The organism is Erysipelatoclostridium sp. An173, assembly GCF_963931465.1.
Classification (GTDB): Bacteria; Bacillota_I; Bacilli_A; order Erysipelotrichales; family Coprobacillaceae; genus Thomasclavelia; species Thomasclavelia merdavium.
Genome location: NZ_OZ007017.1, coordinates 2582730 through 2604430, shown reverse-complemented (window position 1 = coordinate 2604430; position 21701 = coordinate 2582730). Strand labels below are relative to the sequence as shown.

General features: G+C 29.0%; 21 protein-coding genes and 1 pseudogene. 18 read left to right on the top strand and 4 right to left on the bottom strand.

The window, feature by feature from the left end; genetic code table 11:
* Both ABGT36_RS12985 and ABGT36_RS12980 read left to right on the top strand, forming a co-directional pair.
* Nucleotides 1-771 (top strand): ParA family protein, encoded by a 771-nt coding sequence (locus tag ABGT36_RS12985; RefSeq protein WP_087298650.1) that lies wholly within the window; start codon nucleotides 1-3, stop codon nucleotides 769-771.
* Nucleotides 761-1675: a ParB/RepB/Spo0J family partition protein gene (locus tag ABGT36_RS12980; RefSeq protein ID WP_204215239.1), complete on the top strand. Its 915-nt coding sequence runs from the start codon at nucleotides 761-763 to the stop codon at nucleotides 1673-1675. Before ABGT36_RS12985 ends, ABGT36_RS12980 begins: the two co-directional genes overlap by 11 nt.
* Before the next feature lie 402 nt (nucleotides 1676-2077).
* Here ABGT36_RS12980 and ABGT36_RS12975 read toward each other — a convergent pair.
* A pseudogene (locus ABGT36_RS12975) lies at nucleotides 2078-2887 on the bottom strand (Abi family protein).
* Nucleotides 2888-3255: 368 nt separating this feature from the next.
* On the opposite strand from ABGT36_RS12975, the gene ABGT36_RS12970 reads away from it, so the two are divergent.
* The 5 genes from ABGT36_RS12970 to ABGT36_RS12950 all read left to right on the top strand — a co-directional run bounded on the left by ABGT36_RS12970 (nucleotide 3256) and on the right by ABGT36_RS12950 (nucleotide 8721).
* Nucleotides 3256-3912: an HAD family phosphatase gene (locus tag ABGT36_RS12970; RefSeq protein ID WP_300080958.1), complete on the top strand. Its 657-nt coding sequence runs from the start codon at nucleotides 3256-3258 to the stop codon at nucleotides 3910-3912.
* A gap of 2 nt (nucleotides 3913-3914) precedes the next feature.
* A complete protein-coding gene (locus tag ABGT36_RS12965; RefSeq protein ID WP_300627444.1) occupies nucleotides 3915-5315 on the top strand; it encodes an ROK family protein in 1401 nt (466 codons plus the stop codon).
* A 148-nt stretch (nucleotides 5316-5463) separates the two neighbouring features.
* Complete coding sequence (locus ABGT36_RS12960) at nucleotides 5464-6174, top strand: ABC transporter ATP-binding protein (protein WP_300080964.1); 711 nt, start codon at nucleotides 5464-5466, stop codon at nucleotides 6172-6174.
* On the top strand, nucleotides 6158-7711 hold the full coding sequence (locus ABGT36_RS12955) for a putative ABC exporter domain-containing protein (protein ID WP_346678349.1): 1554 nt from the start codon (nucleotides 6158-6160) through the stop codon (nucleotides 7709-7711). The genes ABGT36_RS12960 and ABGT36_RS12955 overlap by 17 nt, the downstream gene beginning before the upstream one ends.
* A gap of 128 nt (nucleotides 7712-7839) precedes the next feature.
* Nucleotides 7840-8721, top strand: coding sequence for a radical SAM protein (locus ABGT36_RS12950; RefSeq protein WP_087298641.1), 882 nt, complete (start codon nucleotides 7840-7842; stop codon nucleotides 8719-8721).
* 23 nt (nucleotides 8722-8744) lie between these two features.
* Here ABGT36_RS12950 and ABGT36_RS12945 read toward each other — a convergent pair whose 3' ends face one another.
* Nucleotides 8745-9506: a DeoR/GlpR family DNA-binding transcription regulator gene (locus ABGT36_RS12945; RefSeq protein WP_346678347.1), complete on the bottom strand. Its 762-nt coding sequence runs from the start codon at nucleotides 9504-9506 to the stop codon at nucleotides 8745-8747.
* Nucleotides 9507-9644: 138 nt separating this feature from the next.
* Here ABGT36_RS12945 and ABGT36_RS12940 point away from each other — a divergent pair, with 138 nt between their 5' ends.
* The 11 genes from ABGT36_RS12940 to prmC all read left to right on the top strand — a co-directional run bounded on the left by ABGT36_RS12940 (nucleotide 9645) and on the right by prmC (nucleotide 20675).
* Complete coding sequence (locus ABGT36_RS12940) at nucleotides 9645-10310, top strand: HAD family phosphatase (protein WP_346678345.1); 666 nt, start codon at nucleotides 9645-9647, stop codon at nucleotides 10308-10310.
* Nucleotides 10303-10659 (top strand): hypothetical protein, encoded by a 357-nt coding sequence (locus ABGT36_RS12935; protein ID WP_346678344.1) that lies wholly within the window; start codon nucleotides 10303-10305, stop codon nucleotides 10657-10659. The genes ABGT36_RS12940 and ABGT36_RS12935 overlap by 8 nt, the downstream gene beginning before the upstream one ends.
* A 96-nt stretch (nucleotides 10660-10755) precedes the next feature.
* Nucleotides 10756-11694 (top strand): ROK family protein, encoded by a 939-nt coding sequence (locus ABGT36_RS12930; protein WP_346678342.1) that lies wholly within the window; start codon nucleotides 10756-10758, stop codon nucleotides 11692-11694.
* Nucleotides 11695-11880: 186 nt separating this feature from the next.
* Nucleotides 11881-13356, top strand: coding sequence for a 6-phospho-beta-glucosidase (gene ascB / locus ABGT36_RS12925; RefSeq protein ID WP_308697466.1), 1476 nt, complete (start codon nucleotides 11881-11883; stop codon nucleotides 13354-13356).
* 129 nt (nucleotides 13357-13485) lie between these two features.
* A complete protein-coding gene (locus tag ABGT36_RS12920; protein WP_346678339.1) occupies nucleotides 13486-14052 on the top strand; it encodes a DUF2232 domain-containing protein in 567 nt (188 codons plus the stop codon).
* Between the two features lie 41 nt (nucleotides 14053-14093).
* Nucleotides 14094-16052, top strand: coding sequence for a DHH family phosphoesterase (locus ABGT36_RS12915; RefSeq protein WP_087372530.1), 1959 nt, complete (start codon nucleotides 14094-14096; stop codon nucleotides 16050-16052).
* Nucleotides 16052-16498 (top strand): 50S ribosomal protein L9, encoded by a 447-nt coding sequence (gene rplI, locus ABGT36_RS12910; protein ID WP_087298634.1) that lies wholly within the window; start codon nucleotides 16052-16054, stop codon nucleotides 16496-16498. Before ABGT36_RS12915 ends, rplI begins: the two co-directional genes overlap by 1 nt.
* Nucleotides 16499-16507: 9 nt before the next feature.
* On the top strand, nucleotides 16508-17881 hold the full coding sequence (gene dnaB, locus ABGT36_RS12905; protein WP_087372527.1) for a replicative DNA helicase: 1374 nt from the start codon (nucleotides 16508-16510) through the stop codon (nucleotides 17879-17881).
* Between the two features lie 11 nt (nucleotides 17882-17892).
* Nucleotides 17893-18483, top strand: coding sequence for a thymidine kinase (locus ABGT36_RS12900; RefSeq protein WP_346678336.1), 591 nt, complete (start codon nucleotides 17893-17895; stop codon nucleotides 18481-18483).
* Between the two features lie 258 nt (nucleotides 18484-18741).
* Complete coding sequence (prfA, locus tag ABGT36_RS12895; protein ID WP_087298631.1) at nucleotides 18742-19818, top strand: peptide chain release factor 1; 1077 nt, start codon at nucleotides 18742-18744, stop codon at nucleotides 19816-19818.
* Nucleotides 19818-20675 carry a peptide chain release factor N(5)-glutamine methyltransferase gene (prmC, locus tag ABGT36_RS12890; RefSeq protein ID WP_346678335.1) on the top strand — a complete coding sequence of 286 codons (858 nt, stop codon included), beginning with the start codon at nucleotides 19818-19820 and terminating at the stop codon, nucleotides 20673-20675. Before prfA ends, prmC begins: the two co-directional genes overlap by 1 nt.
* Before the next feature lie 48 nt (nucleotides 20676-20723).
* Here prmC and ABGT36_RS12885 read toward each other — a convergent pair whose 3' ends face one another.
* Nucleotides 20724-21170: a hypothetical protein gene (locus tag ABGT36_RS12885; protein ID WP_346678333.1), complete on the bottom strand. Its 447-nt coding sequence runs from the start codon at nucleotides 21168-21170 to the stop codon at nucleotides 20724-20726.
* A gap of 101 nt (nucleotides 21171-21271) precedes the next feature.
* Complete coding sequence (locus tag ABGT36_RS12880; protein ID WP_346678331.1) at nucleotides 21272-21496, bottom strand: CarD family transcriptional regulator; 225 nt, start codon at nucleotides 21494-21496, stop codon at nucleotides 21272-21274.
* Nucleotides 21497-21701 lie beyond the last annotated feature (205 nt).

Here is a 21701-nt window from a genome sequence, read left to right as displayed (position 1 = left end):
ATGACAAGAATAATTGCAATTACAAATCAAAAGGGGGGCGTTGGTAAGACAACAACGAGTATTAATTTAGCTGCAGCTTTGGCAAATACTAAATATCGTGTTCTTCTTATTGATATGGACCCTCAGGCAAATGCAACTCAAGGGATTGGAATTGATCGTGATAATATTGAATTATCAACTTATAATATAATTGTTGAAGAATGTGATATGAAAGATGTCATTGTTCCTTCATATATTGCTAACCTTGATGTAGCACCGGCGAGTATTGATTTGGCTGGTGCAGATTTAGAATTGGCTAATGTAAAATCAGGGCGTGAACAACGATTAAGAAACGCTCTTAATAAAGTAAAGAAAAATTATGATTATGTAATCATTGATTGTCCACCGGCACTAGGGTTATTAAATACTAATGCATTAACAGCATGTGATTCGGTATTGATCCCAGTTCAATGCGAATATTATGCTTTGGAAGGTTTAACACAATTATTAAATACAGTATTATTAACACAAAGTGTGTTTAATCCTAAGCTTACAATTGAAGGGATCCTTTTAACAATGTTAGATCAACGAACTAATTTAGGGGTTGAAGTTTCTCAAGAAGTAAGAAAGTATTTTAAAGAAAAAGTATATAAAACTGTTATACCTAGAAATATTAAATTATCTGAAGCGCCATCTGAGGGATTAGCTATCTTTGATTATGATAATAATTCTGAAGGAGCCCGTTCTTATCGAGAATTTGCAAAAGAGGTGTGTAAACGAAATGCCAAATAATACAACAAAAAAGACTAAAAAAACTACAAATACAAATTCTAAAAACAAACGTTTAGGTAAGGGGTTAGATGCTATATTTGGTGGCGATATTACAACTTTAATTGATGATATTGAAAATAATACTCCTGCAAGTAAACAGGTGTTAGTATCGTTAGATGAAATTCGTCCTAATCCATATCAACCAAGAAAATTATTCGATGAAGAAAAGCTTCAAGAATTAGCGGTTTCAATTAAAGAACATGGGGTTTTTCAACCGGTTATTTTAAAAAGTTCTATTCAAGGATATGAAATCGTTGCTGGTGAAAGACGATGTCGTGCGGCGAGAATAGCTGGATTAACAGAAATCCCTGCAATTATTGTTGATTTTACTGATCAGCAAATGATGGAAATTGCTTTGTTGGAAAATATTCAAAGAGAAGACTTAAATTCAATTGAAGAAGCTCGTGCTTATCAACAAATGATGGAAAGACTAGAGCTTACTCAAGAAGAATTAGGTAAGAGAATTGGGAAATCTAGAAGTTATATTGCTAATACTCTTAGATTATTACAATTACCAGATAAAATTCAAAACTACGTTCTTGAAGGTAAAATTACAATGGGGCATGCTCGTTGTTTAATTACGTTATCAAAAGAAAAAGCTGAAAGTATTGCTGATAGATGTATTAATGAAAATTTATCTGTTCGTGATGTTGAAAATATTGTAAAGGGAATTGAATTAGGAAAAACTCGTAAAAATCAACCTAAAGTTGAAAAGCCTAAAGAATATAAATATGTTGAAGATTTATTGCGTAAAAAATTTAGAACAAAAATTAAAGTTGATGATAAAGCTTTAACAATTAAATATACTGACATCAAAGATTTAAATCGAATCTTAGAATTAATGGGTGTTATTGAAGAGAGTTAATATTGGCTAAAACGTGTATCAAATTGGTACACGTTTTAATGTTATAAAATTATTGATTTATTGTATTGCTATTATTAATTAAACTGATTAATAAAGATAAAAAATTTAATTAAAAAAGAAAAAGTTGAAAGAATATTTTAGGACTAAATAAAACATGCTCTTTTATTTATTGAACGTGTTTCTATAACTAGATTTAAATACATAATATATGTCTAAAGATGTATTATTTATTTTTTATAATAATTTATGCTTTGTATTTTTACGAATATTATTACTCCTTTTGAATAATAATATTATTGATCCTAAGTTACCCGCGTGGGCTTAGGACTTTATATTTTTTAATAAGATTCCAATTTTTAGATAATCCCATTTGATTATATATTTCAGATATTGGTATTGTTTTCAATTTTTAGATAGACTTGTTAATCTACCACTAATTTTATTAAACATGGTATTAAATTCTTCAGGAGGTAATAAAATTTTGGATATGATTAGGACTGAAAATATATTATTTTTACCACAAATGTATTGATTCTTATCATTTTTAGGTATTTGTAAATTTTCATGGTAGGGAGTGTTTGAAATCAATTTTTTGCACTTGGCATTATAAATTCTATCATCATGCGCACATAGGTTTCTAAAATAAGCAAGGACTTCAATATATGATGATAAATCTTGTTCCATTATATCCCAATGTTGTGAAATTTCGATACGTTCTTTTTGTTTCATAAGTTTATAAAAGGTAGATAGTCTTGAAAAAGATATGGTGTTAACTAATACCCATAAAGGAACATAACCATGCTTTACTACATAGTGATTTATATAGTCCTTTTTTAAAGTGGCTTGTGCAAGATCCATTTGAATCTTAGAAATTAACTCATTGATATGTTTAGCTCTGTTGCTTACTTTAATTTTTGATGCAGCATCATATTTTATATAATCAAAATTAGAATATCGCATTTAATTTTCAACACCGTGATATTTAGAAAATACATATGAAATTAAGGTCCTCAATGTATTTTCGATTTGTAAAGTGTATTTAAAAATTATAGAACGCAATTCTCTATCAAAGCAATATAGTGCGTATAACTCATCGAAAGTAGTACCATTTATAAATTTTTCGTTATTATTTTCATCTCTACAACAAAATAACTCCTTATAGCCATTTATCACGTTATAATAATTGTGAATGGTCAAAATTTCTTTTGCCATGCTTTCATCATTTATAATCAAATTTCGATTTTTTAAAATTTCAATTTGTTGTTCAAATGTTTTATATTCCCTTACCATAAATATTCTCTTAAAAAATAAAAGTCTCGAGCCCCAACGGGTAACTCGAGATCTTTCGTACTCAAATAATACACTATTAATTGGGGCAATGTCAATAGTTCAATATGATGTATTTTTAGGTGTTTAATGTATTTAAAATATATTGATTTTTAAATAGTTGTTTTCTTATTATACAGATTAGACAAAATTACTGGTTTAATCTTTTTCTTTATTTTAAATTTTTGTAGTAATTCTTGATAGAAAATAAACATAGTTTATAATTAATATATAGAGTTAGGGGAGAAAAAACAATGATTAAAGGAGTTATTTTTGATTTTGATGGTGTAATTGTTGATAGTGAATATATTTCATATGAATGTTATCGTGATTTTTTAAAAACTTATAATATTATTTTTACAAAAGAGGACTATATAAAATATTGCCCAGGAAAACAATTAATCACAACGATGAATTTCTTTAAAGAATTTTATGATTTAGATATTGATATTGATCAGGCTTGTCAGTATTTTAGAAATAGAGAGCAATACTATCTAGATAAAGATGGTGTACCATTAAAAAAAGGAGTTAAAGAATTATTAGATTATCTTGTTAGTAAAAAAATTGCTATCTGTTTGGCCACTTCTAGTGTAGAAAAGCGTGCAATAACAATTTTAGATAATTATCAATTAACAAAATATTTTGATGCTTTTGTTTTTGGGGACGAAGTAAAACGAGGGAAACCATTTCCAGATGTGTTTTTAAAGGCTTGTAAAAAAATTAATGTTCAAAAAAATGAGGCAATAGTAATTGAAGATAGTGAAGCTGGGATCGAGGCAGGTTACAATGCAAAAATTAGAGTGATTTGTATACCAGATATGAAATATCCTGATGATAAATATCAGTTAATGACTTGTAACATTTATAGAGATTTAACAAATATAATAAAATATATTGAAACGGTGGGATAATAATGGATGAGTTTTTAAGAGAAATAAATGCTGCTATTTTTTGGCAGTATATTAGAAATTATCAATATGAAAATAATATGCAGGTTACAGTCACTAATGAAACAATTATTATTAAAACAGCATATAGTTATAGTGAAATCAATGCTTATGATCAGCAAATATTTGAATTTAAAGTATCAAATACATATAGTCATGAAGATGAATTTTATTTGCATTTTCAAATGAAAAATATGAAACATGCCCTCGAATTATTTGAGGAGATGTTAGAAATTATCGGAACATTAGTAAATAAACCAAAAACTAAAGTATTATTGTGTTGTAGTGGCGGTTTAACTACTGGTTTTTTTGCGATGAAATTAAATGAAAGTGTTAAAATATTGCAAAAAGATTATTTATTCGAAGCAGTGGCTTTTGATCAGTTATCGACAGTTGCTAAAGATTATGATGTTATTTTATTAGCGCCACAAATTTCTTACCAGCATGCCACCGTTCAAGAACAGTTTCCTAATAAAATAGTTTTAAAAATACCAACTCGAGTTTTTGCAAAATATGATACTAGTAAAATGTTAAATCTGATTGAAAAAACACAGATTAAAGAATATAGAAAAAAGCATGAAGTTTTAACGTTAGGTGAAATTACTCGTAAACATGGTGAAATCCTTACTTTGGCTTTAATTAGAAATAGTGTTCGAATTCATATTGGATATCGTTTGTTTGGTCGGGATAATGAAATACTAGAAGATGGTGAAATAATTAAAACTTATCTGACAGTTGATGATATCTGTGATGTTATCGACACAATGATGTTAAAACATAAGCACATTGACGCAATTGCAATTGCTACTCCAGGAATTATAAATAATGGAATTGTTGATACTATGAAAATAGAAGGGATGGTTGATGGTACTGATATTAAAGATGCTTTAAATAAACATTATCGCCAAAAAATAATTCTTTGCAATGATGTTAACTCAGTCGCTGTAGGGTATCACGCTTGTCAAAATAATTATCATAATATTTCAGTAATATTTCAACCAGTTGGAACTAATGCAGGGATAGGAAATATTATTAATGATCAGTTACACGTTGGTAATAACTCATTAAGTGGTGAAGTGCAGTTTATGCCATTAAAGTTATCAAAAAGTCGTTTTGAACTTAATAAAACCGCTGAAGGAACAATTGAACTTTTAACCCAGGAAGTACTTTTATGTATTGTTACAGTTGCTCCTGAGTTAATAGTTATTTGTAATGTTCTTTTTGATTTAGATAAATTAAAAAATGAATTGCTTAAATATTTACCAAAAGATTATTGTCCTAAAATAACAAAAATAGACTATTTGCAAGATTATAGTTTTATTGGAAGTTTTATCTTGGCGATTCGCGAGTGTGGTGATGACAAATAATATATCGAATGAAGGTAGCAAATCACTAACATGCTGATTACTACCTTTTTTGTTTATGAAAAATATTTTCTTAATAAATATTAATATAGCTAAGTTGCATATACAGTTGGTGTTAGTTACTTTATAATAGAAATAGGAGGGAATTTTTATGATCGAAGTAATTGATTTATGTAAAAGATATAATAGTTTTAAAGCAGCAGATAATGTTAGTATAGTTGCCAAGCCGGGAAAAATAACTATTTTACTTGGACCTAATGGGGCTGGTAAGTCAACTACGATAAAAAGTATTGCTAATTTATTAGAATTTGATGGGAAAATAAAAATTTGTGGATACTATAACGATACTGTTGAAGCAAAAAGGTGTTTTGGCTATGTTCCAGAAACACCAGTTTTATACGATGTTTTAACAGTTAAAGAACATATTGATTTTATTGGTAATGCTTACCGAATTAATAATTATCAAAAAATAGCGGATTATTATTTAGATTTGTTTGAATTAAGTGAAAAAAAGAATCGTTTAGCTAAAGAGTTATCTAAAGGGATGAAGCAAAAATTAAGTATGCTATTAGCATTGATGATTAAACCCCAAGCTTTATTAGTGGATGAACCAATGGTAGGATTAGATCCTGCAAGTATTGAAACTGTATTAGAAATATTTAAAACACTCAAAGAACAAGGTTGTGCTATTTTGATTAGCACTCATATTATTGATATTATCAACGATATTTATGATGAAGCTTATATTATGGATAAAGGAAAAATTATTAATCATGTTTGTAAAGAAAATTTACATGATGAAACGCTAAAAGAATATTTCTTTGAAGCAACAGATGGTAAACAAGATGAAACCGTTAATTAAATTGAAAATATTAAAAACTAAAGGTTCTATTCGTGAGTTGTTTGAAAATAAAGCGGCTGGTATTATTATTATATTCACTGGATTAATTTATTTATTAGGATTAGGGACAATGATTGGAAATACTAGTGCATCAATGCAAAATAATCCTTTAGTAAATATTATGATTTTAATCTACATTGGTTTTTTAGCTGTTTTGATTTTTTCAACTTTTATGTCATCTAGAAAAGCATTATTTTTTGGTGAAGATGCCTTTTATCTATTTACTGGACCATTTACTAAAACGCAAATCATGACCTATTTAACTTTTCAAAATTTATCTCAATCATTGTATTTAACTTTGATTTGTTTTATGATATTTGTTTTCTTTTCAACGATTGTAACTGTAAGTTTAGGGTTTATGATTTTAACAGCAGTTGTTTCTATGATAGCATTTTTTTGCTTTTTGATATTAAGTGATTATTTATATGTATTATCAATTGGTGATCGTAAATATCGTAAATATTCTAAAATCATCCCAGCAATAATAATAATTCTAGTCCTAGTGGTAGTGGGGCTGGTATATTTACAAACAGGTGATTATAATAATTTATTACTTAATTTGATTAAATCAGATTTATTTTATGTCATTCCAATATTTGGCTGGATCAGATTAATTTTAGTGTCATTTATTGAACAGAATTTTTTAATCACTTTACTAACTTTCTTGTTACTTTTAATTACAACAGTTTTGATTTATTATGCATTTATCAAATATCAAGGTGACTTTTATGAACAAGCCTTACAAGATGGTTTTGAATATTCTAAAGTAATGAAAGCTGCTAAAGAAGGAAATCAAAGATCAATCAGTAATCAAAAAGTAAAAACCAAAATTACTGGTAAATTTAAACAAGGTGCCTGGGCTATCTTGTCAAAAAACTTCTTAATTATGAGAAAAGGAAATGAATTGATAAATAAAAATGATATTGTTACTTTAGGTATATATATTGCAATTACGATATTTTTAAAAGCTGATTTAGAATTATTTATATACTGGGTTATACTTTGGGTATTTACAGCGATTCGACAGTCTGAATTAGCTAGAGATATGAAAAACTATCAAATTTATTTAATTCCTGAAAATCCTTTTAAAAAGCTTCTTGCCGTAACAATACCAACATTTATTAAAGTGTTTGTTTATGCGTTTATTGCCTTTTTAATAGTTGGCATTTATTACCATCATGGGTTAGGTGTTATAATAACATATTTTATGACTATTTTAGGATATACAGGAATTATCATTAGTGGAACTATCTTATCACTTAAGTTTTTTAAAAATCTTTCTTCAAGTTTTTTTGAGACTATCATGACGATAATTTTGATGATGATAGCAGCAATTCCTAGTACTATAATTTTAGCAGTTGTGGTTACTAGTATAGATTCGCAAGTATTGTTAGTACTTGGAAGTTATGTTAGTTTAATTGTGAATTTAGTAATTAGTTTGTTAATACTTTATTATTGTCGTGATATGATGAACGGCTGGGAATTGAATGATAAATAATCTTAATAGATAAACTAAAGACTTGTTGGGTTGATTACTATCTAACAAGTCTTAAATATTATTATAATTATAGTTGTTGATGTATTATAAAAAGCTAGATATAATTAATTATCTATAGGAGGAGTTTTATGCATTTTAAAAATGTTAAGGGAATTTTGTCTTCGACAAATGGCATGAATTTATATCGCGGTTGTTTGCATGGCTGCATATATTGTGATTCAAGAAGTGAGTGTTACTGTATGGATCATGATTTTGAGGATGTTGAAGTTAAGGCAAATGCCCTTGAATTATTGGAAAATAATCTTAAAAGAAAACGTTCAAAATGTATGTTGGCTACCGGATCGATGAGTGATCCTTATATTCCTCTTGAAAATGAATTAAAACATGTTCGAAAAGCATTGGAGTTAGCTTATAAATATGGTTTTGGTTTTACCCTAATAACAAAATCAAATCGCGTATTAAGAGATTTGGATTTATTGACAGCGATTAATAATAAAACCAAATGTGTAGTACAAATGACATTGACAACTTGTGATGAAAATTTATGTAAAAAAATCGAACCCAATGTAAGTACAACTAAAGAGCGAGTTGCAGTGTTAAAAAAATTGCATGAAGCAGGCATTCCGACGGTTGTTTGGCTTTGTCCAATTTTACCATTTATTAATGATACTAAAGAAAATATCAAAGGGATCTTAGATTACTGCATTGAAGCTAAAGTCTATGGCATAATTTGTTTTGGCATGGGAGTTACTCTTCGCAAAGGAAACCGAGAATATTTTTATCAACAGTTAGACCACTTATTTCCTGGTATGAAAGAAAAATATATTAAGACCTATGGGGTGAAATACCAGCTAAATAGCCCTAATAACAATGAATTAATGCAATTATTTCATCAAACGTGTCAGGCTAATGGCATAGTTCATGATAATAATCAAATATTTGATTATTTAAAAAAATATGAAAATAAGCATGAAAATATTCAATTAAGTTTGTTTGATGATATCGAATAAAGAACTTTGTTTATGAAGTTCTTTTAATTAGCAACAATAACATTAATTTTATGCTTTTTACATAATGTTAATAAATTCTCAGGGAGTTCTTGATCTACAATTACGATATCAATATCTTCATAAGAATATACTAAATAATAATTGATTTCATTGAATTTAGTATGATCCATTAATAATACTGTTAAATCAGAACATTTTTGAAATGCTTGTTTTGTTGCAATATCACGTTTAGTCTTTGTTGATACTCCGTTACTATTAAAACCGCTAGCAGAGACAAACAAGATTTCAGCATGTCTTTTAGCTATATAATTAGCAGCATCATTACCAAAAATACTCCCATGTTTATAATTATAAGTGCCACATACCACTTCAACATGATTAGTTTCATCTTTTGATAAGATTTGAGCAATTGAGACATTATTTGTTAAAACGTTCAAATCTTTTTTATTGGCAAGTTCTTGAGCAAGCCAAAGAGTTGTTGAACTAGAATCAATAAAAATATTCATACCATTATCAACTAGCAAGGCGGCTTTTTTTGCTATTTTGATTTTTTCTTCACTATTCCAATTAGTTCGATAGTCAATAGAAGTAATCATGTGGTCTTGACTAATAAAAGAAGCACCACCATGAGTTCTTTTAAGAAAACCATTTTTTTCTAATTCGTTAAGATCACGTCTAATAGTAGCTAAGCTAACATATAGTTTTTTTGATAACTCTTCTACAGAAATATATCCTTTATTATTTAAGGTCTCTAAAATTGCATCTTGTCTTTCCTTAGGAATCATATTTTTCTCCTTTTGATTGTTTTCAATCATATTATAGGCTTAAATATGTTTGTTTTTCGATATTATCGCCAAATATTGAAGGAAAAAAAGCAAATCGTATAATTATTAGTGTAAAAAGATAGCGATGGAGGTTATAAAATGATAAAAGGTGTTATTTTTGATTTTGATGGAGTAATTGTTGATAGTGAGTATATTTCGTATGAATGTTATCGAGATTTTCTTGAAAATTATAATATAAGTTTTTCTAAAGATGATTATATTGAACATTGTCCTGGTAAAACATTGGTGACAACAATGAATCTTTTTAAAAAACATTATAATCTTGAATATGATATTGATAGTGCATGTGCTTTTTTTCGAGAAAGAGAACAATATTATGTTGATAAAGATGGAGTAGCTTTAAAAGCGGGTATAAAAGATTTAATGAATTACTTAAAAAATAAAGATATTTATATTTGTTTAGCTACTTCTAGTGTTAAAAAAAGAGCTTTAACAATTTTAAATGAACATAAGTTGACAGGTTATTTTGATGATTTTGTTTTTGGTGATGAAGTTGAAAGAAGTAAACCATTTCCTGATGTTTTTTTAACTGCTTGTAAAAAAATTAGTATAAATCCCGATGAAGCTCTAGTTATTGAAGATAGTGAAGCTGGAATCGAAGCGGCTCATAATGCAAAAATAAGTGTTATTTGTATACCAGATATGAAACAGCCTGATCATGAACATTGTTTATTAGCTACAAAGATTTATCCTGATTTATCTTGTGTCAAAGATTATATTGAACAGGTCAATGGAAATGGATGAGTTTTTAAAAGAAATTAATGCTGATATTTTTTGGAAATACATTAAAGCCTATGATTTTAATGAAAATATGCAAGTTAAAGTCGAAGATAAATCGGTAATTATTAAAACGGCGTATAGTCATAGTCAAATTAATTACTATAATATGCAGCTTTTTGAATTTAAAGTGTCTAATACATATTTGCATACTGATGAATTTTATCTACATTTTCAAATGAAAAATATGAAACATGCTTTAGAATTATTTAATGAAATGTTAGAAATAATTCAAACTCTTGTAAATCGACCACAAGTAAAAATATTACTTAGTTGTAGTGGTGGATTAACGACTGGTTTTTTTGCCATGAAATGAAATGAGTGTGCTAAACTTCTTGATAAAGACTTTAAATTTGAAGCAGTTGCTTTTAATAAATTAATAGAGACAACAGAGAATTATGATATTATTTTATTGGCACCACAGATTTCATATCAACATGCTTCACTTCAAGAACAGTTATCTAATAAAATTGTATTAAAGATTCCTACACAGGTTTTTGCGAAATATGATGTAAGCAAAATGATTGATTTAATTGAAAAAGTTCAAGTTGCAGAGTATAAAAAAGAACATGAAGTTTTAACATTAGGGGAAATTACTTGTAAACATGGTGAAATATTAACTTTAGTATTGATTAGAAATAGTCTTAGAGTTCATATTGGATATCGTTTATTTGACCGAAATAATAAGGTTCTTGAAGATGGAGAAATAATAAAGAATCATGTTACTATTGAAGATATTTTTGATATTGTCGATACGATGACACTTAAACATACTCATATTGATATTATCTCTATAGCAACGCCAGGAATAATCAATGATGGAATTGTAGATGTTATGAAACTTTCAGGTATGATTGATGGAATTGATCTAAAAAAAGCTTTTGGAAAAAGATATCGCCAAAAGATTATCTTATGTAATGATGTAAATGCTGCAGCTGTAGGGTACCATGCTTGTCAAAATAACTACCATAATATTTCTGTTATTTTTCAACCGGTTAGCACTAATGCTGGAATGGGACATATAGTTAATGGTCGACTGCTTGTTGGTAGTCATTCATTAAGTGGTGAGGTACAATTTATGCCGCTAAAGTTATCAAAAAGCCGTTTTGAACTTAATAAAACTGTTAAAGGGACAATTGAACTTTTAGTACATGAGGTTCTTTTGTGTATAGTTACAATAGCTCCTGAATTAGTAGTTATATGTAATTCTCTTTTAGATTTGGATAAGTTAAAAAATGAATTGATTAAATATTTACCTAAAGATTATTGTCCAAAAATAGTCCGGATTGATTATTTACAAGATTATTGTTTTATTGGCAGTTTCATTCTAGCGATAAGAGAATGTAATTAATTATTTTTGATATAATGTTTAAAATTGATGACTTAGAATAACAGTCTGATAAAATCCTCTAGATAAGTAAAATTCGATTAGTTTCTATATTATATATTAATTTTGTTTCATCTCATGAAATAAACAGGCAAAAAAAATTTGAAATGCTAAGATATATAAGGATAGAAAATAAGGAGGTCAAATAATATGACAAGAAAATTTCCTGATGGATTTTTATGGGGAGGAGCTACTGCTGCTAATCAAGTAGAAGGTGGCTGGAAAGAAGGCGGAAAAGGAATTTCAGTATCAGATTGTGCTCGTTCACATTTGGATATTGATGTTCAAGATTACGCTAAACAAAATGAAATTACTAGTAAGGATATTGAAGAAGCATTAGCTACTGATGATGAATCTTTATATCCAAAACGTCATGGTAGTGATTTTTATCATCATTATAAAGAAGATATTGCAATGTTTGCAAAGATGGGCTTTAAGGTATTTAGATTGTCAATTGCCTGGTCAAGAATTTTTCCTAATGGTGACGATGAAATGCCCAATGAAGAAGGTTTAAAATTTTATGATAATGTATTTGATGAATGTTTAAAATATGGAATCGAACCATTAGTTACAATGTCACATTATGAACCACCACTTAATTTAGTATTGAAATATAATGGCTGGTATAATCGTAAATTAGTTGGATTTTTTGAAAAATTTGTTAAAACAATCTGTACTCGTTACAAAGATAAAGTTAAATATTGGCTAACATTTAATGAAGTCGACAGTATGATTCGTCATCCTTATACAACAGGGGGCTTAGTAAGAGACCGTTTTCCAGAAGATGTGAATTGGAATCAGATTATTTTCCAATCAATGCATCATCAATTTGTAGCTAGTGCCCTTGCGACAAAGATATGTCATGAAATAATTCCTGGTTCAATGGTTGGATGTATGTTGACAAAATTAACTTATTATCCATATTCATGTAAGCCAGAAGATGTATTACAAGCACAACAAGATATGCGTAGTACTTATTGTTATAGTGATACTCAAGTATTTGGAGAATATCCAGCGTATTTATTAGCTAAATTTAAAAACGAAGGGGTCAAAATTGTTAAGGAACCTGGTGATGATGAAATCATGAAAAAATATCCAGTTGATTTCGTGTCATTTAGTTATTATTCAAGCAGTTGTGTTGCTAAAGATGATCAAGGTTTAAAGAAAACAGCAGCTAATACAATGACCGCAATTAAAAACCCCTATATTCCAACTAGTGATTGGGGTTGGCAAATTGATCCAATTGGTTTAAGAATTTCAATGGTTGATTTATATGATCGTTATCGTAAACCGCTATTTATTGTTGAAAATGGTTTAGGAGCTAAAGATGAAGTACTACCTGATGGTACAATTGATGATCAATATCGAATTGATTATTTTGATGCTCATTTTAGAGAAATGTTAAATGCTATTGAAATAGATGGAGTTGAATGTTTAGGATATACGTCTTGGGGATGTATTGATTTGGTATCAGAATCAACTAAACAAATGTCTAAACGTTATGGCTTCATTTATGTTGACGTGGATGATTATGGAAATGGTACCTATAAACGAATTCCTAAAAAAAGTTTTTACTGGTATAAAAAAGTTATTGAGACAAATGGTGCTTGTTTGTTTGAAGATTAGAATATCCTTAGGGGTATTCTTTTTTTGTTGATATTTGCTTATTGATGGTTAATTGATGATAGGAATTGATTGTGATATAATCTTTTAAACTATTATAAAGACTATCGTTATAGTTTAAGGAGGACGAAAATGAATAGTGGCCGAATAAAAATGATGACGCAAGGAGCGATGTTAGCATCGCTATTTGGTGTATTAGGAATTATTAATATGTATACAGGGAGTTTATTTGATGTTCTTTTTACCTATGTAATGGTAGTTATTTTAACTTATTATACGTATATTTATGATTATCAAGCTGGGTTGATTGTCTTGATAACGACATTTTTTGTTTTGTTTTTAGCTGGTGAATTGTTTTTTACTTTTTTTACAAGTTGTACTTTGTTGATGGGAATTTTTTATGGTTATTGTTTAAAACATCAAAAAAGTATTAATTTTAGTAAATATGGTTTAATTTTTATATCAGCTATAAAAAATATAGTTGTTTTTTTTATTCTTAGTGGTCTGCTTGGAATTGATGTTATCAAAGAAGGGCTAGAAATCTATCAAGGAATTATTAATGTGATACCTTTTTTACAGGGAATATTAAACCCGATAGTTATGTTTGTAGTTTTATGGATTTTAATGATTGTTTGTGAATCCTACATTATTAGGGTGTATTCTGGGTTATTGATAGTTAAAATGATGAAAAGAAAATAAAATTCATGTATAATGATATTACTAATAAGGTGGTGGGTTTAGTGACTGTAAAGATGACAAGATTAAAAAATTTTGTAGAAATACTTTTGGTAATTGAAGGTTTTTTTGCATTATTTTTATATGTTTTTGTATCAAATAACTTCTTGCTCTTTTTGATTTATGTTTGGATTAAAAATTTAATAGTTTTTGGATTCATTATTTATGCAACAAGTATTCATAGTGAAAATAATTTAAGTGTTAGTGAGGCGTTAAATGATGAGGCTAAGAATGCATTTATTTTTGGTGGTATTGGTTTAATACAATATGATGAAAATCGTAATATTACATGGATCAGTGATTTATTTATTGAATTGCAATTAAATATTGTTGGTAAAAAATTATTGGAATGGCAACCACTTTTAGCTTCGTTGTTTGAAGATGATGATATAAAAGTTATTGATATAAATTCAAGAAAATATGAGGTATATAATAGTAAGGAAAAAAGGCTGCTATATTTAAAAGATGTTACTGATTATATTACTATTAGTAAAGAATATACTGATCAGCAAATTGCTGTTGCCTATATCACTGTTGATAATTATGAAGAATCTATTGAACAGGCTGATGAACAAACATCGGCATCAATTCAATCAACAACTAGGCAAATAATACTTGATTGGGCTAAAGAAAATGGTGTTGTTTTGAAACGTTATAAAAGTGATGGGTATATTGCAATATTTAATGAAAGAACTTATCGCAAACAGGTAGAAGATAAATTTAAAATTTTGGACGGTTTTAAAAAACAGGCTGAACAGTTGGGTCAAGTAATGACTCTTTCAATTGGAATTGGTCGTGGTAGTAATATATTAAGAGAGTTAGATCAAATGGCTTTTTCAGCACTTTCTCTTTCTTATTCACGTGGTGGCGATCAAGTAACTGTTAAATCTAGCGATGAACCAATCCGTTATTTTGGTGGAAATAGTGAAAGTTATGAAAAATCAAATAAAATTCGGGCTCGAGTTATTGCTCAAACTTTAGCTGGATTAATTAAGCAGGCTGATAATGTATTTATTATGGGACATAAACAATCAGACTTTGATTCATTTGGGGCTTCGATTGGAATGTATGCATTAGCTAAAGCTTATGATAAAGAAACTAGAATAATTATTGACTATGATTCTTTAGAAGAAAAAACTGGTGCTGTTGCTAAAAGCTTACAAAATGTTGAAAAATATCGAGGTGTATTTATTTTGCCACAGCGAGTACACGATTTTATTCATGAAAAGAGTCTATTGATATGTGTTGATAATCATAAACCATCGCTGGCAATTGATAGTGATGTTTTAGATTTGATTCAAAATAAAGTTGTTATCGACCATCACCGTCGTGGTGAAGAATTTATCGATTTGCCACTACTTACATATTTGGAACCATCAGCGTCTTCAACAGTTGAGTTAATTGTTGAATTGTTTGACTATCAAAAAGAAACAGTTCCTGTAACTGAACGTGAAGCAACGATTATGTATACTGGAATGTTAATTGATACTAATTATTTTAAAACACGTGTTGGAACAAGAACTTTCCAGGCAGCTGCTCGTTTAAAAGAAATGCAAGCTAATGTTAGTCAGGCTTATAAATATCTAGAAGATGATTATGATACTACAGTGACAAAATTATCGATCACCCAAACTGCATATCGCTATGGGCAAAATATCTTGATTGCATATGGAAGACAAGATAAAATATATAGTCGTACTTTATTGGCTAAAGCTGGTAATGAGTTGCTTGGTATTAGTGGTATCAAAGCAGTCTTTATTGTAGGTCGAACGGCGAAAGAAGAAGTTTCTATTAGTGCTCGTAGTAGTACTGATATAAATGTTCAGCTAATAATGGAAAAAATGGGTGGCGGAGGTCATTTTTCAATGGCAGCCTGCCAATTAAAATATGAAGATATTACAATTGTAATTAATTTATTAGAAGAAGCAATTAATGAATATTTAGATGAAAGGACGAATGATTAATGAAAGTTATTTTATTACAAGATGTTAGAAAGTTAGGAAAAAAAGGTGATATTGTAAAAGTTGCTGATGGATATGGTCAAAATTATTTGATTAAAAATAAATTAGCAGTATTAGAAACTAATGCAACTCGTAAAGTTGTTGAAAATGAAAAACAATTAGCACACGAAGAAGATTTAAAAAGACAAGATGACGCTAAACAATTAGCAAAAAGATTAGAAGATATAACATTAGAATTTTCTTTAAAATCAGGTAAAGATGGTAAGACTTTTGGTAGTGTTTCAACAAAACAGATTGTTGAGCAACTACGGGAAAAATATGATATTAAAATTGATAAAAGAAAATTCATCGATGCTCATCCAATTGGAGCATTAGGATACACAAAATTAAAAGTTGATTTATATAAAGGTATCATTGCAACAATTACTGTTCATTTAAAAGAACAATAGGAGAAAAATATGGCTGGTCGTGAATATCCTCATGATATTGTAGCAGAAAGATCGCTACTAGGAGTAATGCTGATTTCTAAAGATAAGTGTATTGATATTTTAAATAAAGCAGTTGAAGAGGACTTTTATGAAGATAGTCATCGAGCAATTTTTAAAGCTATGGCAGCTTTAAATGATGCGGGAACAGCTGTTGATGTTACTACTGTGACATCTTATTTATTAGATCATGGCTTACTTGAAAAAAGTGGTGGTGTCGATTATTTATTACGTTTAAGTGAATCGGTTCCTACTGTGTCTCATAGTGATCATTATTTAAAAATTTTGCATAATAAAGCAACGTTACGAAAAATAATTCGAGAAACAACTAGAATTGCTGAAGAAGCTTATGGTGACGTTGATGATATTGATGAATTTATCGATGATACTGAAAAAACAATTTTAAAAGTTACTCAAGAACGTAGTGCCGGGGAATTTAGAGATATTCGCGGTGTAATTAGAAGTGTCACTGATCGTTTGAATTTATTACAAAAAATTGATGGTAATATTTCAGGAGTTAAATCTGGTTTTAGAGACTTGGATAAAATAACCTCAGGATTTCAAAAAGGTGATTTGATAATTTTAGCAGCTCGTCCTGCAATGGGAAAAACAGCTTTTGCTTTAAATATTGCCCATAATGCTGCATTTAAATCAGAAGAACCAGTAGCAATATTTTCACTAGAAATGCCTGCGGAACAGTTAGTACAAAGAATCATCTGTTCAATGGGTGGTATTGAAGGTTCTTCAATTAGAACTGGTGAAATTTTAAAGACTAATGCTAATAAATATTATGCTGCTGCAGAGCGAGTATCTAAATGTAATATGTATATTGATGATAGTCCGGGAATTAAGATCAATGATATTGTAGCTAAAAGTCGAAAATTAAAAAGTGAACATGGTTTAAAATTAATCGTGATCGATTATTTACAGTTAATTACATCATCATCAAAAAATCGTGAAAATAGACAACAAGAAGTATCTGAAATATCACGTACTTTAAAAGCTTTAGCCAGAGAATTAGAAGTACCGGTAATTTCACTTTCACAGTTATCTCGTTCGGTTGAACAACGTCCTAACAAACGGCCAATGATGTCGGATTTAAGAGAGTCTGGGGCAATTGAACAGGATGCTGATATTGTATCTTTTATCTATCGTGAAGATTATTATAAAGATCCAAGTGAACAAACAGAAAATAGCGGGTTAACAGAAATTATTATTGCTAAACATCGTAATGGAGCAACGGGAGAAGTTAATTTAGCGTTTGAAAAGAATTATAGTCGCTTTTCAGATTTAGCACATGTTGGTCCAGATGGTACTAGTGAAGGCGTTCGCGATTTAAGAAGTTAGGAGGAAAATAAATGTATCATTTATATCGAGATGGCTGGATAGAAGTAATTTGCGGATGTATGTTTGCTGGTAAGACTGAAGAATTAATTCGGCGCATTAATGTTTTAAGTTATGCCAAAAAAAACATCATGGTTTTTAAACCTAAAATTGATAATCGCTATTCTGATAGTGAGATTGTTTCTTATTCAGGAGCACATGTCCCTTGTTTAGTAGTTGAAAAAGCCAAAGATATATTAAAAAAGATTACATCTGATGTAGAAGTAGTTGCGATTGATGAAGTTCAATTCTTTGATCAAGATATTATCGAAGTTTGTGAATATTTGGCTGATAAAGGAATTCGAGTAATGGTAGCTGGATTAGACAAAGACTTTAGAGGTGAGTCATTTGGTGTTATGCCCGAGTTGCTTACACGAGCTGAATTTGTAACTAAATTAACAGCAATTTGTGCTAAATGTGGTTCTCCGGCTACTAGAACGCAACGATTAATTAATGGTAAACCAGCTTCTTTTGAAGATCCAATTGTTTTAGTTGGGGCTAAAGACCATTATGAACCACGTTGTCGTCATTGTCATAAGGTTTATGATAAACCACATAAATTTTAGAAATAAAAATATCAGGAAAAATCCTGATATTTTTGATAGCTAAAAATAAAGACAAGTTACGGCGGTAACTTGTCTTTGGTTTCTATGATTAAAGGGAGGGTAGTTTTCTTACTACACCTATATAATAAAATAGCTTAGTGAACTGAATGTGAACAAATAAAAATAATTATTAAAAAAAATAGCGATTGATTCGCATAAATTTATTTTGCTTATTTATAATGTTTATTATATAATAGGATAGGTTTGGAGGTATAAATCATGAATGAAAGCATGTTAGAACGATTAAAAGCAATGGAAAATAGATATGAAGAATTAAGTCATATGTTAATGGATCCTGATATAGGTAGTGATATCAAAAAAATGACTGATGTTACTAAAGAACAAGCCTCACTTCAAAGTGCTTACGATTTATATCAGGAGTATAAAAAAGTTACTACAGGAATCGAAGAAGCTAAGGAATTAGTTAAAGAAAATGATCCTGAAATAAAAGAAATGGCAAAAATGGAATTAGAAGAATTAGAGGGGAAATTACCTGATATTATTCATCGCTTAGAATTAGAATTAATTCCTAAAGATCCAAATGATAATAAAGATGTAATTATGGAAATCCGTGGTGCAGCTGGTGGTGATGAAGGAAATATTTTCGCTGGTGATCTATATCGGATGTATGTTAAGTACGCAGAATCACAAGGTTGGAAAATTGAAGTTATGGAAGCTGATGCTGCTGAAGCTGGTGGTTATTCATTAATTTCATTTATGGTAAAAGGTGAAGATGTTTACGGAAAATTAAAATTTGAATCAGGATCACACCGTGTTCAAAGAGTTCCTAAGACTGAAACGCAAGGACGTGTTCATACATCAACAGCAACTGTATTAGTTATGCCAGAAGTTGAAGAAGTAGATGTTGAAATCAATAAAAATGATTTAAGAATTGATACATATCGTGCAAGTGGTGCTGGTGGACAACATATCAACAAAACTGATTCAGCAGTAAGAATTACCCATATTCCAACAGGAATTGTTGCTGCTAGTCAAGATGGCCGCTCTCAACATGATAATAAAGATAAAGCGATGAAAGCTTTAATTGCTCGTATTTATGATTATTATCAACAACAACAAGATCAACAAGTAGATAGTGAACGTAAAAGTAAAATTGGTACCGGTGATCGTGCTGAAAAGATTAGAACTTATAATTATCCACAAAATCGTGTTACTGACCATCGTATCGGTCTTACTATCCAACAATTGGATCGTATAATGGAAGGTAAATTAGACGATATTATTACAGCTTTAATCAATGAAGATCAACGTTTAAAAATGGAAGGACAACATTAATGGCAACAGTAAAACAATTAATTAATGAAGCAGAAAGTAAACTGGATGCTGAGTATAAAGATGTTAACGTTGCTAAAGTTTTATTTTATCATTTAGCTAATAAAGAACCTCATGAATTATATTTAATGTATGATGAAGAAGTTGATCCTGAATTAGAAGCTAAATTTTTAGCTGGAATGGAAGAGTATTATCAAGGACGACCAATTCAATATATTAAAGGGGTAGAAACATTTTTTGGGCGTGACTTTAAAGTCAATGAGGATGTTTTAATTCCTCGTTATGAAACAGAAGAATTAGTAGAAAATATTTTGTATCATATTGATGATTATTTTAGTGACTATCAAACAATAGATTTATGTGATGTTGGTACTGGTAGTGGCGCCATTGCAATTAGTTTAGCGTTAGAAGAACCACGAACAAATGTTTATGCTAGTGATATTTCTAGTAAAGCTATCGAAGTCGCTAAAGAAAATGCAGCTAATTTAGGCGCAAATGTTAATTTTATGGTTGGAGATTTATTAGAACCATTATTAGAAAAAGAAATTAAAGTTGATATTTTTGTTTCTAATCCGCCATATATTCCTAATAATCAAGATATAGAAGCAATGGTAAAAGATAATGAACCTCATGTGGCTTTATTTGGTGGCAATGATGGATTGTATTTTTATCGCCGAATTTTTAAAGAGGTAAAACCATTATTAAAAGATCGGGCTTTATTAGCATTTGAAATGGGCTTTGATCAACGTGAATTAATGGAAGAAGCTTTACAAACATATTTCCCTGATGATCGCCATGAGATAATTAAAGATATTAATGGTAAAGATCGAATGTTATTTATTTATCATAATTTAAAGTAAACCTATTAGAATCAATTTCTAATAGGTTTTAATTTTATAAATAATTATTTAAAATTCTAATACTTTTTTACTAATATAATCTTCAACATCTTTAATTTGCATATTTAAGCTGGCGGCAATTTCTTCATGGAAAAGATTTTTAGCTAATTGGTAATATTTATTTTCATAACTATGATTTTCTTTTCTTTTTTTACGGATATAAATGGATTTGATGATTTTAATTAAATCAACTTCATCAAAAGTTGCTATTGTTTTTTGATAAATTTCCTGGCGAAAACGATCATTTTCGATTTGTAAAGTTCGAATATAAGGAATACGTTCAATGACTTCATTGATGTTATCAATCGATGGGACTCTTTTTATAATGCTTGTTGAATCAACATTAATTGTATGGGTGTTAATTAATGAAGATAAGATATAGTAGAATTGATTTACTAGCATAACTTGATAAACATGATAATCATTTACGATTACATAATCATGAATTTTATACATTTTTACTTTCCTCGCTATTATTAATTGTATTGATAATAAATGAGACAACCTGGTCTGGTGCAATATTTAAGACTGTTGAAAATTCATCATATAATATTTTTTCACAGGCATCTAAAAATTGTTGGTCTTGAACATGAAAATTCTTGCCGCATTTTTAAAACAGCCTGCTTATTATCAACAGGTATAAAAATAGTAATATGATGGTGGTCCTGGGGAGCAAGGACATAATACTCTTTTTCTTCTCCTTTTATTTTTCGAGTTACTATATCTGTAATAGTGCAAACACCTTCACGGCCATATAAAAAACAATCACCAATTTGATACATTGATAAGTCTCCTTTCAAAATAAAAATGTAGTTTGCAACTGGACTTACGTTCAAACAAACTACACGTTAGCTATTTTAATTTTATCATTTAAAAATAAAAATTTCATATGAAAATTTAAAAAAAGTTTTACTGTAATGGTTGCAAAGTTTTTTTGATGATGTTAAAGTTAGTCTTGTATAACTTTGTTAGATTACTATAACAAAA